Below are 12,660 nucleotides of genomic sequence, written 5' to 3'. Positions count from 1 at the left end.
ACTGATTCCGAGCTCCACCCCGCGCCGTGGTACGGTTGCAACACAACGGCGCGGGGTGGAGCAGCTCGGTAGCTCGCTGGGCTCATAACCCAGAGGTCGCAGGTTCAAATCCTGTCCCCGCTACTGAAGTTGAAGGCCCGGATCCTCTAAAGGATCCGGGCCTTCGACGTGTTGTGCGTGGAGGTTGGGAAATCTGTGTTTGACTTGTCGCTCTGTGGGCATGTCGACAAAACGCTGTAGTGACCTCAATGGCTGCGGTATACCAGGTGTACCCAGGTTGCAGGTGGTGCGACGATGGACGTTATGGGGGACAAGGCAACTCTGTTGGAGACAGGGCGGTTTGCGCGGCCTGCCGACTTTGCGATGCCTGCCGACTATGTGATGGGTGCCGACCTCGCGGAGCAGTTGACCGACTCCGTGCAGACATCGGGCGAACTCGTACAGACGTCGGCCGACTTCGTGCAGTCGGCGGACCGGGACGAAGTCGTGGACGCGGCAGAGGCCGTGGAGGAGGCCCGGCAGCGGCTCGCTGCCGAGGCCGGTGACGCCGAGGCGATGAGCGTGCTCGGCGCCATGCTGCTGCGTCGAGGAGACCTGGACGGCGCGGAGCCGTTTCTGCGCGCCGCCACGGCCGCCGGGGACCGGGCCGCGGCCAACAACCTGGGCGTCCTGCTGCACCAGCGCGGGTACCCGGACGACGCCGCCCAGTGGTGGCGGATCGCCGCCGTCGCCGGTTCGGCGGCCGCCGCGCACGCGCTCGGACGGCACCACCGTGAACGCGGTGACGAGCCGGCCGCCGAGTACTGGCTGCGCCAGTCCGCCGAGCAGGGCCACGCCCTGGGCGCGTACGCCCTCGCCGATCTGCTGGAACACCGCAGTGACGCCGGGGCCGAGCAGTGGATGCGGGTCGCCGCCGAGCGCGGGCACCGCGAGGCCGCGTACCGGCTGGCCCGGGCGCTAGACCTGAAGGCCGCACGCGAGGAGCGCGCGGCCGTGCGCGAGGGGCGCAGGGTGGCGCGTGCGGCGCTGGAGATCGGGGGCGCGAGCCGCGAGCCCGTACGGGATGCGCGTGCTGCCGTACGAGGACAGGAGTCCGGTGCCGACAACGGTGTCGGCGCGGGCGGTGCCGGGCCCTCCGCCGCCGAGGAGGCCGAGCAGTGGTACCGCCAGTCCGCCGCGCGCGGGCACCGGCGGGCCGCGCTGCACCTGGGCGCGATCCTGGAGCGGCGCGGGGAGCTGAAGGAGGCCGGGCGCTGGTATCTGACCTCCGCCAAGGACGGCGAGCCGCGGGCGGCCTGCGCCCTGGGCTTCCTGCTGCGCGACGCGGGGGACACCGAGAGCGCCGCCGTGTGGTGGCTGCGGGCCGCCCAGGACGGCGACGGCAACGCGGCGAACGCGCTGGGCGCGCTGCACGCCGAGCGCGGCGAGACCCAGACCGCCGAGCGGTGGTACCGGGCCGCGATGGACGCCGGTGACGTCAACGGCGCGTACAACCTCGGGCTGCTCTGCGCCGAGCAGGGGCGGACCGCGCAGGCCGATCAGTGGTACCGCCGGGCCGCGTACGCCGGGCACCGGGAGGCCGCGAACGCGCTGGCCATCCTGCTGCTCCAGGTCGGGGACGCGTCCGGGGCCGAGCCGTGGTTCTCCAAGGCGGCCGAGGCGGGGAGCGTGGACGCCGCGTTCAACCTCGGGATTCTGCACGCCGGGCGGGGCGACGACCCGACCGCGCTCGTCTGGTACGAGCGGGCGGCCGCCGCCGGGCACACCGATGCGGCGCTCCAGGTCGCCATAGCGCGGCTGCGGGACGGGGACGAGCGGGCGGCCGAGCGGCATCTGCGCAGTGCCGCCGGTGGAGGCAGCGCGGAGGCCGCGTACCGGCTGGCCGCGGTGCTCGACGCTCGGCGGCCGCCCCGGCCCGCGCATGAGCTGGGGGAGCCGGCGCGGGAGAGGACGGAGTGCGAGGAGTGGTACGAGCGGGCCGCGTCCCAGGGGCATCGGCGGGCGCAGGTGCGGGTCGGGATGCTGGCCGCCGCGCGCGGCGATGTGGTCGAGGCGGCGCGGTGGTACCGGGAGGCGGCGGAGGCCGGGTCTCGGAACGGGGCGTTCAATCTGGGGCTGCTGCTGGCCCGGGAGGGCAGTGAGCCGGAGGCGGCGTTGTGGTGGACGCGGGCCGCTGACGCGGGGCATGGGCGGGCGGCATTGCGGCTAGCCCTGGTCTACGCGCGTCGTGGGGAGCTGGTGGAGGGGCAGCGCTGGGCGGACCGGGCGGTGTCGCTCGGGCCTGCGGAGGTTGCCGAGCGGGCGGCGCGGTTGGGTGACGCGTTGCGGGAGGAGCTGTCCGCGTAGGCGCACTCCGGGGCCGGGGTGACGTGGGCGGACGGTTCGCGACGCACCGTCGCCTGCCCTGCCGATAGTGATTTGCGCTGGTCGATGCGGGTGACGTACTGTTGCGTTTAACGACGCGGGGTGGAGCAGCTCGGTAGCTCGCTGGGCTCATAACCCAGAGGTCGCAGGTTCAAATCCTGTCCCCGCTACTGAAGGCCGAAGGCCCGGAACCGATGAGGTTCCGGGCCTTCGGTGTTTCCGCCTTCGTTGTTTCCCGTTGTCGTTCGAGACGTGCTTACGCCGCCGCGCAGTTCGGGCACACGCCTCGGTACGTCACCTCTACGTCCGAGACCGTGAAGCCGAAGCGCTCGGAAGAGGGGAGGTCGGCGAGCGGGTTGCCCGTCGGGTGGACGTCACGGATGGTGCCGCACTGGGCGCAGACCAGGTGGTGGTGCGGACGGTGCGCGTTCGGGTCGTACCGCTTGGCGCGCTTGTCCGTGGTGACCTCGAGGACCTCGCCGAGGGAGACCAGCTCGCCCAGCGTGTTGTAGACGGTCGCGCGCGAGATCTCCGGCAGCTTCTCGACGGCGCGGACGTGCACCTCGTCGGCCGTCAGATGGACGTGGTCTCCGTCGAGGACCTCGGCCACGACGCGTCGCTGCGCGGTCATCCGCCATCCGCGGCCGCGCAGTCGGTCCAGAAGGTCACTCATACAGACCAGAATAACAGAAGGAGACCAGAACCCGAACGGGTGTGATTTTGGAAGTCGACTTGAGTTAGATTAGGTCTAAACAGGATCGAGTGGCGCCGAGGGCGCGTCACGCGGGGGCGTGCTGTCGCGCCGGGACCCAGCAGCGGATGATGTCGCGGACCGAGACGATGCCGATCGGATCGCCCCGGTCGAGGACGATGAGGTGGCGGAAGCCGCCGTGTGCCATGGCGCGGGCCGCCTCCTCCAGGGTCCAGGACGGCGCGGCGAACACGACGTCGGTGGTGGTGTGGTCGTGGGCCCGCTCGATGTCGGGGTTCTGGCCGAGGCCCACGGAGTTGAGGACGTCGCGTTCCGTCAGGATGCCGAGTCCGCCGGCGTCCGGGTCGAGGACCACGGCCGCGCCGATCCGGCGCGCGGACATCAGCGCGGCGGCCTGGCGAAGGGTGTGGTCGGGGCCGATGGTCAAGACCACCGTGCTCATGGCGTCGTGGACGAGCATGGAGTTCAGCCACCTCCTAGGGAGTCCCCGTGGTGGGCAGGTCAGGCTCGGCGCCGGAGGCGCCTGTTGAGCACTGCACAAGTTCACAAGTGGGGGAGCTCTCAATGTGGCAGGTAAAGCGGAGGTCAACAAGAGGGCGCGCGTGGTCAGTTCGGGGGCGCCCCGGGATCACTCCGGGGCACCGTGCGCATCGATACGACCGGTTCAGTAGCGCTGGTTGAGATAGCCCAGCAGCTCGTCGTGGAGCGGGCCGTTCGACGCCGCCGCGTTGCCGCTGTGCGGGCCGGGGCGGCCGTCGAGGCCGGTGAACGTGCCGCCCGCCTCGGTCACGATGATCGCGTTGGCGGCCATGTCCCAGAGGGACAGCTCCGGTTCGGCGCAGATGTCCACCGAGCCCTCGGCGACCATCATGTACGGCCAGAAGTCGCCGTACGCGCGCGTGCGCCACACATCGCGGGTCAGGTCCAGGAAGCCGTTCAGATGGCCGCGCTCCTCCCAGCCGCTGAGCGAGGAGTATGCGAACGAGGCGTCCGACAGCTTCGTGACGCGCGAGACGTGCAGGCGGGAGGCCGAGCTGAGGCTGCGGCCGGTGAAGGCGCCGTGGCCCTTCGCCGCCCACCAGCGGCGGCCGAGCGCGGGGGCGGAGACCACGCCGACGACGGGTTGGTAGCCGCCCTCGGCCGCCTCCATCAGGGAGATCAGGGTGGCCCAGACCGGGACGCCGCGGACGTAGTTCTTGGTGCCGTCGATCGGGTCGATGACCCAGCGGCGGGGGCCCGTGCCCTCGATGCCGTACTCCTCGCCGAGGATCGCGTCGCGGGGGCGGGCGCGCTGGAGCTGGCCGCGGATCAGTTCCTCGGCGGACTTGTCGGCCTCGCTCACCGGCGTCATGTCCGGCTTCGTCTCGACCTTGAGGTCGAGGGCCTTGAAGCGGTCCATCGTCGCGGCGTCGGCGGCGTCCGCGAGGACGTGGGCGAGGCGCAGGTCATCGAGATAGTCGGCCATGTTGCGAACGGTATCTGCCGAGGTCGGTGCGGGGCTACAGGGGGACGGGCGTGGGATGGGGATGGTGGCTGGGGGCCGGGTGTGGAGGGCACCCTCTGCCGTGGCCGGGCGGGCGTGGGGCGCGCGCCCACGGCGCTTGCGGGGTCCGCTGCGCTCACCGTGCCGCCCCAGGGGCATGACCGCCCGCGGCTGCGTCAGGCAGCCCCAGGGGCATGACCCTGCAGCTACGACAGCCCAGCGGCCCGACCGCCCGCAGTTACGCCAGAGCGAACCCCGCGCCCCTGTGCGCGCATCCTGGCCGACGCGCGCCCCCCGGTGCCGTCGCGAACCCTTGACAGTGGTCTGGTGCGCGTCAAATCTGGGCACAGAGCTGCTCGCCCCTGGGAGGCGATGATGCCTGCAGCGCGGGAATCCCTGCTGGACGCCGCTTACACGGCGTTGGTCCGACGGCCTTGGTCCGCTGTGCGCATGGTCGATGTGGCCGCGGCGGCCGGGGTGTCCCGGCAGACGCTGTACAACGAGTTCGGCAGCAAGGAGGGGCTCGCCCGGGCCCTGGTCCGCAGAGAAGCGGACGGCTATCTCGCGGGCGTCGAACGGGCTCTCGCCACGCCCCTGGAAACCCGGGATCGGCTGGCCGCGACCGCCGAGTGGACCGTGGCGGCGGCCCGGGGCAACGCGCTCGTCCGGGCCATGCTCACCGGCTGCTGGAGCGAGCGGCTGCCCTCGCCGACGCTCACGGCGGTGCCGTCGTCGTCCGCGGTGCCCGCGCAGCGCCGCGCGGACGGGCCGCTGCCCGCGCCCTCCGACTTCGTGACCCTGGTCCGCGACCGCGCGGTCCTCGTGCTCGCCGCGCCCGGCACCCCCAAGTCGGACACCACGGAACTGGCCCGCCTCTGCGAACTCGCCGTCCGGCTCGCCCTGTCCTGTGTGGCGGCGCCGCCGGGGGAGGGTGGGGTCATCGATCTCGTACGGACCGCGCTCCCGCGCCAGCTCAGCAGATCGCTCAACCAACGGACCGACTAGGGCCGGCCTAGTGCGCCGAGCCCGACAGCTGCAGGCCCACGACCCCGACGATCACCAGTGTGATCGAGACGATCTTCAGGATGGACACGATGTCGCCGAGGAAGACCATCCCGTAGATCGCCGTGCCCGCCGCGCCGATGCCCGTCCAGACCGCGTACGCGGGGCCGACGTCGAGCTTTCTCAGGGCAAGGGTCAGCAGGCCGAAGCTGCCGAGCGCGAAGACGCAGAACGCGACCGTCGGCCAGAGTCTGGTGAAGCCGTGCGACAGCTTCAGACAGACGGCGAACCCGGTCTCCAGAAGTCCGGCCACGACCACCAGCAGCCACGCCATGTCTCGTCCTCCCGTGTCCCCACGTTTCGTGACCGCTTCGTCGGTGCTCGCCTGATCTCGTCCGGTCTGGCTCCGACTGGTGCGATTATGCACTTACCGGGAGGAGGGGAACGCAAACAACGCGGAGGTCAGTCGCCTTCTCGTCGTTCGCGGGTGGCGAGCAGTCTGCGCAGGGAGTAGAGGCGCGCCGGGTCCGCGTGACCGTCCGCGACCCACTGGTCCAGCGCGCAGTCCGGCTCGTCGTGACTGCACGCGCGCGGACAGCCCTCGGTGCCGGGCACCAGGTCCGGGAAGGCGTTGATGACCCGGAAGGGGTCGATGTGTGCCAGGCCGAACGACCGTACGCCCGGGGTGTCCACCACCCAGCCGCCGTCCGAGCCCGCCAGGGGGAGCGCCAGCGCCGAAGTCGTCGTGTGGCGGCCGCGGCCCGTCACCGCGTTCACATGGCCCGTCGTGCGGCGGCGGTCCTCCGGGACCAGCGCGTTCACCAGCGTCGTCTTGCCCACACCCGAGTGGCCGACGAACGCCGTGATCTTGCCGTCGAGATGTTCGCGTACGCGGTCGGCGGCGCCGCCCGTCTCCAGTTCCTGGCGGCTCGTCACCACGTACGGGATGTCCAGGTCGCCGTACAGCTCCAGGATTTTGTCGGCCGAGGCGAGGTCCGACTTCGTCATGACCAGCAGGGGGGTGAGGCCGCCGTCGTACGCCGCGACCAGGCAGCGGTCGATCAGGCGGGGGCGGGGCTCGGGGTCGGCGAGGGCGGTGACGATGGCGAGCTGGTCGGCGTTGGCGACGACCACGCGCTCGTACGGGTCGTCGTCGTCGGCCGTGCGGCGCAGCACCGATGTGCGGTCGCCGATGCGGACGATCCGGGCGAGGGTGTCCTTCTTGCCGGAGAGGTCGCCGACGAGGGCGACGGTGTCGCCGACCACGGCGGCCTTGCGGCCCAGTTCGCGGGCCTTCATGGCCATGACCACGCGGTCCTCGACGAGACAGGTCAGCCGGCCCCGGTCGACGGTCAGGACCATGCCGTCGGCCGCGTCCTCGTGCTTCGGGCGGATGTGGGTGCGCGGGCGGTTGCCCTTGCGGTTGGGACGGCTCCGGATGTCGTCCTCGTCGGTGTGCTTGCCGTAGCGGCGCATGATCGTCGTCCGCCCGTCAGTTCCCGAGCATTCCGGCCCACAGTTCGGGGAAGTCGGGGAGGGTCTTGGCCGTCGTCGCCACGTTCTCGATGCGTACGTCCTTCACCGCCAGGCCGATGATCGCGCCGGCCGTGGCCATGCGGTGGTCGTCGTAGGTGTGGAAGACGCCGCCGTGCAGCGGGCGTGGCCGGATGTGGAGGCCGTCGGCGGTCTCGGTGACGTCGCCGCCGAGCTCGTTGATCTCCTTGGTGAGCGCGGCCAGCCGGTCCGTCTCGTGCAGGCGCAGATGGGCGACGCCGCGCAGCGTCGAGGGGGAGTCGGCGAGGGCGGCGACCGCCGCGATGCCCGGGGTCAGCTCGCCGACCTCGCTCAGGTCCACGTCGATGCCGTGGATGGCTCCGGAGCCGGTGAACGCCAGTCCGTAGTCCGTCAGTTCGCAGGTGCCGCCCATCTCCGTGAAGATCTGGCGGAGCTGGTCGCCCGGTTGGGTGGTGCGCGTCGGCCAGTCGGGGACGACGACCTTGCCGCCGGTCACCAGGGCCGCCGCCAGGAACGGCTGGGCGTTGGACAGGTCCGGCTCGATCGTCAGGTCCCGGCCGAGCAGGGCGCCCGGCGTGACCCGCCAGACGTTCGGCTCGCCGCCCGACTCCGGGGTGTCCACCTGCGCGCCGACCGAGCGCAGCATGTCCACGGTCATCCGGATGTGGGGGAGGGACGGGAGGGTCGCGCCGATGTGGCGGACCTCCACGCCCTGGTTGAAGCGGGGCGCCGAGAGGAGGAGCGCGCTCACGAACTGGGACGAGGACGACGCGTCGATCTCCACGGGGCCGCCGTCGAGGGCGCCGCTGCCGTGCACGGTCAGCGGGAGGGCTCCCCGGCTGTCGTCGTCGATCCGGGCGCCGAGCGTGCGCAGGGCGTCGATCACACCGGTCAGGGGGCGCTCGTACGACCTCGGGTCGCCGTCGAAGCGGATGGGGCCGTCCGCGAGGGCGGCCACCGGGGGCAGGAAGCGCATGACCGTGCCGGCGTTGCCGACGTCGACCGTGGCAGGCCCGCGCAGACCCGTCGGCAGTACGCGCCAGGCCTCGCCTGAGCCGTCCGGGCCGATCCCTTCCTCGATCTCGATGCCCATCGCGCGCAGAGCCGCCGCCATGAGGAGGGTGTCGCGGGAGCGCAGGGGGCGGCGCACCCAGCCGGGCTCGCTCGCGAGGGCGGCGAGCACGAGGGCGCGGTTGGTGACCGACTTGGACCCCGGGACGTGGACCGTCGCGTCGACGGCTCCGCTCGCGTGCGGGGCGGGCCAGAGGGCGGGCTGTGCGTTCAGGGCCATGCGGCCACTTTAGTGGGGCTTCGCGTTAGGGGGTGTCCTCCGTGATCGCCGGGCGCGGTACGGGTGCCTCTTGAGCGCCGTGGGCGTCTACGGGTTCGTTGTGGCTGGTCGCGCCCTGCTGCGGAGCCGCAGATCGATACGGCCCCGCGTCCCTCACGGGGCGCATCTCAAGGGGGCGAATCAGCGATTCAGAGCCCCAGCAGCCATCGGCCGCCCCCCAACAACGAACACAGCGACACCACGTGGAACAGGAACAACCACATCCACGCCGGTACGTGAGTCAGCCGAGACAGCTGGTCCGCGTCCGAGTCGCCCGCGCCGCCCCTGCGCCGCTTGGCCTGGAGTTCGAAGGCGGGGCGTACGCCGCCCAGCAGCAGGAACCACACCACCGCGTACGCGAAGGCCGCCTGGACCTGGGGGCCCGTCAGCCAGGAGACGAGCACGAAGGTGCCGCCGGTCAGGAGGACCGTCAGGGCGCCGTACGCGTTGCGGATCATCACCAGCATGGCGACCAGGAGGATCGTGGAGAGCCACAGGAGAAGCGTGATGCGGCCCGCGCCGAGGAGGGCGGCGCCGCCGAGGCCGAGCAGTGGGGGAGCGGTGTAGCCGGAGGCGGCGGTGAGGATCATGCCGAGGCCGGTGGGCTTGCCCCGGCTGACCGTGAGCCCGCTGGTGTCGGAGTGCAGGCGGATGCCGGTCAGGGTGCGGCCGGTGAGCAGCGCGACCAGGCCGTGGCCGCCCTCGTGCGCGATGGTGATGGCGTTGCGCGAGAGCCGCCAGACGCCGTGCGGGACGATCGCGGCGAGCGCGGCGACCGCCGTGGCTATGACGACCCAGGTGTCGGGGTCGGGCTGGGTACCGAAGATCTCGTCCCAGAGGCCTGCCAGCGAGACGGCTGCGATGCTTTCCATTGGCGGCGATGGCTCCTCTGGGTCGTTTCGGATCTGGCAGTGTGGCACTTATGTGCGGACGGTATGCGGCGAGTCGTAGGCCAGAGGATCTCGCAGGAGTCTTTGAGGTCGAGAAGTGGGAGCCGGAGGAGACCCTGGCGCCGGACTACAACGTGGCTCCCACCAAGGAGGTCTACGCGGTACTCGACCGCCCTCTGAAGGACGCCGATGACAAACGGCCGGTTCGCCAGTTGCGCAAGCTGAAGTGGGGACTGGTCCCGTCCTGGTCCAAGTCGCCCGAGGGCGCGGCCCGGATGATCAACGCCCGCGCCGAGACCGTCCACGAGAAGCCCTCGTACCGCCGGGCCTTCACCTCCCGGCGCTGCATCCTGCCCGCCGACGGCTACTACGAGTGGGTCACCGGCAAGGGGGAGCGTGATCTGGAGGTCGAGGGAAAGAAGAAGCGGCCCCGCAAGCAGCCCTACTTCGTGCTCCCCGCCGACGGGTCCGTCTTCGCGATGGCCGGTCTGTACGAGTTCTGGCGGGACCGTACGCTGCCGGACGACCACCCGCAGGCCTGGTGGGTCACGTGTTCGGTGATCACCACCGAGGCCGAGGCGACCCCGCTGGCCGTGGCCCCGGAGGAGGGCCCGCACGCCCTGGCGGAGATCCACCCCCGTATGCCCCTGATGCTCACGTCCGACCGCTGGGACGCCTGGCTCGACCCGGCCCGCACCGACGCCGACGACCTGCGCGAACTGCTGTCGCCGCCACCCGCCGGGCTGATGCGCGCCTACCCCGTCTCCACGGCCGTCAGCAACGTCCGCAACAACAGCCCGGAGCTGCTGAAGGAGCTGGAAGGGCCCGAGGAGGGCACACTCTTCTAGCGTGACCGAGATCGCAGAAGAGGTTGAGACCGACGCCGGTACCGCCCGCGTCACCTGGCACGAGGCCGAGAAGCCGGCGTTCGTCCTCGCTGTCGGCCATGGCGCCGGCGGTGGCATCGACGCGCGTGACCTGAAGGCCCTCGCCGCCGTCCTGCCCGCGCACGGGGTGACCGTCGCCCTCGTCGAGCAGCCCTGGCGGGTGGCGGGCAAGAAGGTCGCGCCCGCGCCGAAGACGCTGGACGTGGGCTGGCGGGGCCTGTGGCCCGCGCTGGCGAAGCCGGGGCTGCCCGTGATCGCGGGCGGGCGCAGCGCGGGGGCCCGCGTGGCCTGTCGTACGGCGAGGGAGCTGGGCGCGGTGGCCGTGCTCGCGCTGAGCTTCCCGCTGCACCCGCCGGGCAGGCCGGAGAAGTCCCGCGCCGGAGAACTGCTCGATGCCGGGGTGCCCACCCTCGTCGTACAGGGCGCGAACGACCCGTTCGGCCGACCCGAGGAGTTCCCGGAGGGGGCCCACGGGCTCGTAGAGGTGCCGTACGGCGATCACTCCTTCGGCGTGCCGAAGCGGGCGCCCGTCGACCAGGATCAGGCCCTGAAGGTCGTCACCGACGGTGTCGTGGAGTGGATCGCGTCACTCCGGTAGGGCGGACGGGGCGAGAGTGGGATGTGTCACTCGGTAAGGAGTCGGTGGGAAGCGGGGAATGCCGGGGTGCGGCTTTCTGTTGTGCGGATCAGACAGCGCTGACCGTGCTGACCGTCGTACGAGAGGAAGTCCGCCGCATGGGTTCGACCTTCTGCCCGAGCCGCAGCAGCCGTGCTGACCTGGAGTGGACGGTGCTGCACGCGGCCAAGAACGCCCCTATTCGGGCGGCGGCGGGCATGGATCGTCGTCTATCCTCCGATTCTGGTGGTACCGGTTTCGGTACTGCCCGGACGCTGGAGGAGGTGGGTCCGGTCACTGGGACCGACGCAGGGACCGAACACGGCCAGGCGGAGCAGCCCGAGGGCACCGAGACCGCCAGGGAGCGAAGCGCCCGGTTCGAGCGGGACGCTCTGGAGTACCTCGATCAGATGTACTCCGCCGCGCTGCGCATGACGCGCAACCCGGCCGACGCCGAGGACCTGGTGCAGGAGACGTACGCGAAGGCGTACGCGTCCTTCCACCAGTTCCGTGAGGGGACCAACCTCAAGGCCTGGCTGTACCGGATTCTCACGAACACCTTCATCAACTCGTACCGCAAGAAGCAGCGCGAACCCCAGCGCTCCGCGGCCGAGGAGATCGAGGACTGGCAGCTCGCGCGCGCCGAGTCGCACATGTCGACGGGGCTGCGCTCCGCCGAGTCGCAGGCGCTCGACCACCTGCCCGACTCGGACGTGAAGGAAGCGCTGCAGGCGATCCCCGAGGAATTCCGCATCGCCGTCTATCTGGCCGATGTCGAGGGCTTTGCCTACAAGGAGATCGCCGACATCATGGGGACACCCATCGGTACGGTGATGTCCCGGCTGCACCGGGGCCGTCGTCAGCTGCGCGGCATGCTCGAGGACTACGCCCGTGACCGTGGGCTGGTCCCGGCCGGCGCCGGAGAGTCGAACGAAGCGAAAGGCTCGGGGTCATGAGCTGCGGAGAGCCGCACGAGACGGATTGCAGCGAAATCCTCGATCATCTCTATGAGTTCCTGGACCGGGAGATGCCGGACTCGGACTGCACCAAGTTCGAGGCCCACTTCGAGGAGTGCTCGCCGTGCTTGGAGAAGTACGGGCTGGAGCAGGCCGTGAAGAAGCTGGTCAAGCGGTGCTGCGGCCATGACGACGTGCCGACCGATCTGCGGGCCAAGGTGATGGGGCGGATCGATCTGATCCGGTCGGGTCAGGCCGTTCCCGAGCACGATGTCGCGGCCACGGCGCCGGCGTCGGCCGCGCCCGTCTCTCCGGTCTCTCCGGTTTCTCCGCAGGAGTCCTGAGCGCCGAGCAGGAGCGCAGGAACTCTGACACACCTGCGGTATCACGTCCTGAGCCCGTTCCCGGGCGGCCGAACGGCCGCTCCCGGAACGGGCTCAGTGCTTCCCCGCCGCCGGTGGGGGCGGCTCAGACGTCGAGGCCGGTCTCGATGCGCTTCAGGGCGTGGCGGGCAAGCGCCAGGTTGCTGCGCGACCGGTCCAGCGCGAGGTAGAGGAACAGCGACCCCTTGCTGCTGCCGAGCGGGCGGATCAGGTGGTACTGCTGGCCCAGCGTGATCAGGATGTCCTCGATCACGTCGTTCATGTCCAGCGAGGCCAGCGTGCGCATCTTGGAGCGCACCACCTCGGTGTTGCCGGCCGCCGCGAGTTCGAGGTCGAGGTGCTGGCCGCCGCCGAGCGTGCCGAGCGACATACCGCTCTCGTAGTCGACCAGTGCGACGCCGATCGCGCCGTCGACGGTCATCGCTTCCTTGAGCGCGGTCTCGATGTTCATATTGCTGCCCCAATTCCTCAGTGCTGCTGACCGGTAACTGTCCGGCCATCTACGATCGAACGCGAGCGATC

General features: G+C 71.1%; 14 protein-coding genes and 2 tRNA genes. 8 read left to right on the top strand and 8 right to left on the bottom strand.

Annotated elements, in window-relative coordinates; all coding sequences use genetic code 11:
- The first annotated feature begins 49 nt into the window (after window positions 1-49).
- From SGFS_RS21485 to SGFS_RS21475, 3 genes are all read left to right on the top strand, one after another.
- Window positions 50-123: transfer RNA gene (locus tag SGFS_RS21485), tRNA-Met, on the top strand.
- A 171-nt stretch (window positions 124-294) separates the two neighbouring features.
- Window positions 295-2,346, top strand: coding sequence for a tetratricopeptide repeat protein (locus SGFS_RS21480; protein ID WP_286252525.1), 2,052 nt, complete (start codon window positions 295-297; stop codon window positions 2,344-2,346).
- A 114-nt stretch (window positions 2,347-2,460) separates the two neighbouring features.
- Window positions 2,461-2,534: transfer RNA gene (locus tag SGFS_RS21475), tRNA-Met, on the top strand.
- 86 nt (window positions 2,535-2,620) lie between these two features.
- On the opposite strand, the gene SGFS_RS21470 is transcribed toward SGFS_RS21475, so the two are convergent.
- From SGFS_RS21470 to hisN, 3 genes are all read right to left on the bottom strand, one after another.
- The gene (locus tag SGFS_RS21470) at window positions 2,621-3,037 is read right to left on the bottom strand and encodes a Fur family transcriptional regulator (RefSeq protein WP_286252523.1); all 417 of its coding nucleotides are present in this window, start codon (window positions 3,035-3,037) and stop codon (window positions 2,621-2,623) included.
- Window positions 3,038-3,143: 106 nt separating this feature from the next.
- Entirely contained in the window at window positions 3,144-3,536 is a 393-nt protein-coding gene (locus SGFS_RS21465; protein WP_286252520.1) for a CBS domain-containing protein, read from the bottom strand.
- 204 nt (window positions 3,537-3,740) lie between these two features.
- Complete coding sequence (hisN, locus tag SGFS_RS21460) at window positions 3,741-4,541, bottom strand: histidinol-phosphatase (protein ID WP_286252518.1); 801 nt, start codon at window positions 4,539-4,541, stop codon at window positions 3,741-3,743.
- Between the two features lie 393 nt (window positions 4,542-4,934).
- Here hisN and SGFS_RS21455 point away from each other — a divergent pair, with 393 nt between their 5' ends.
- On the top strand, window positions 4,935-5,564 hold the full coding sequence (locus tag SGFS_RS21455) for a TetR/AcrR family transcriptional regulator (RefSeq protein WP_286259999.1): 630 nt from the start codon (window positions 4,935-4,937) through the stop codon (window positions 5,562-5,564).
- 7 nt (window positions 5,565-5,571) lie between these two features.
- Here SGFS_RS21455 and SGFS_RS21450 read toward each other — a convergent pair whose 3' ends face one another.
- The 4 genes from SGFS_RS21450 to SGFS_RS21435 all read right to left on the bottom strand — a co-directional run bounded on the left by SGFS_RS21450 (window position 5,572) and on the right by SGFS_RS21435 (window position 9,278).
- The gene (locus SGFS_RS21450) at window positions 5,572-5,895 is read right to left on the bottom strand and encodes a DMT family transporter (protein WP_286252516.1); all 324 of its coding nucleotides are present in this window, start codon (window positions 5,893-5,895) and stop codon (window positions 5,572-5,574) included.
- Window positions 5,896-6,023: 128 nt separating this feature from the next.
- The gene (rsgA, locus tag SGFS_RS21445) at window positions 6,024-7,037 is read right to left on the bottom strand and encodes a ribosome small subunit-dependent GTPase A (protein WP_286252514.1); all 1,014 of its coding nucleotides are present in this window, start codon (window positions 7,035-7,037) and stop codon (window positions 6,024-6,026) included.
- Between the two features lie 16 nt (window positions 7,038-7,053).
- Entirely contained in the window at window positions 7,054-8,367 is a 1,314-nt protein-coding gene (aroA, locus tag SGFS_RS21440) for a 3-phosphoshikimate 1-carboxyvinyltransferase (RefSeq protein WP_286252512.1), read from the bottom strand.
- 188 nt (window positions 8,368-8,555) lie between these two features.
- Window positions 8,556-9,278, bottom strand: a complete 723-nt coding sequence (locus SGFS_RS21435; protein WP_286252510.1) for a M50 family metallopeptidase — start codon at window positions 9,276-9,278, stop codon at window positions 8,556-8,558.
- 50 nt (window positions 9,279-9,328) lie between these two features.
- Between SGFS_RS21435 and SGFS_RS21430 the strand changes: the two genes are divergently transcribed.
- From SGFS_RS21430 to rsrA, 4 genes are all read left to right on the top strand, one after another.
- On the top strand, window positions 9,329-10,144 hold the full coding sequence (locus SGFS_RS21430; RefSeq protein ID WP_286252508.1) for an SOS response-associated peptidase: 816 nt from the start codon (window positions 9,329-9,331) through the stop codon (window positions 10,142-10,144).
- 10 nt (window positions 10,145-10,154) lie between these two features.
- Window positions 10,155-10,781 (top strand): alpha/beta hydrolase family protein, encoded by a 627-nt coding sequence (locus SGFS_RS21425; RefSeq protein WP_286259998.1) that lies wholly within the window; start codon window positions 10,155-10,157, stop codon window positions 10,779-10,781.
- Between the two features lie 302 nt (window positions 10,782-11,083).
- On the top strand, window positions 11,084-11,755 hold the full coding sequence (gene sigR, locus SGFS_RS21420; RefSeq protein WP_286252506.1) for an RNA polymerase sigma factor SigR: 672 nt from the start codon (window positions 11,084-11,086) through the stop codon (window positions 11,753-11,755).
- The gene (gene rsrA, locus SGFS_RS21415; RefSeq protein WP_286252505.1) at window positions 11,752-12,099 is read left to right on the top strand and encodes a mycothiol system anti-sigma-R factor; all 348 of its coding nucleotides are present in this window, start codon (window positions 11,752-11,754) and stop codon (window positions 12,097-12,099) included. Before sigR ends, rsrA begins: the two co-directional genes overlap by 4 nt.
- A gap of 124 nt (window positions 12,100-12,223) precedes the next feature.
- Here rsrA and SGFS_RS21410 read toward each other — a convergent pair whose 3' ends face one another.
- Window positions 12,224-12,589, bottom strand: a complete 366-nt coding sequence (locus tag SGFS_RS21410) for a hypothetical protein (RefSeq protein WP_286252504.1) — start codon at window positions 12,587-12,589, stop codon at window positions 12,224-12,226.
- Window positions 12,590-12,660 lie beyond the last annotated feature (71 nt).

Origin of the sequence: Streptomyces graminofaciens (genome assembly GCF_030294945.1) — a bacterium.
Taxonomy (GTDB): domain Bacteria; phylum Actinomycetota; class Actinomycetes; order Streptomycetales; family Streptomycetaceae; genus Streptomyces; species Streptomyces graminofaciens.
Note: the sequence above shows the minus strand (reverse complement) of the source record. Positions and strands in the feature narration are given on the sequence as shown.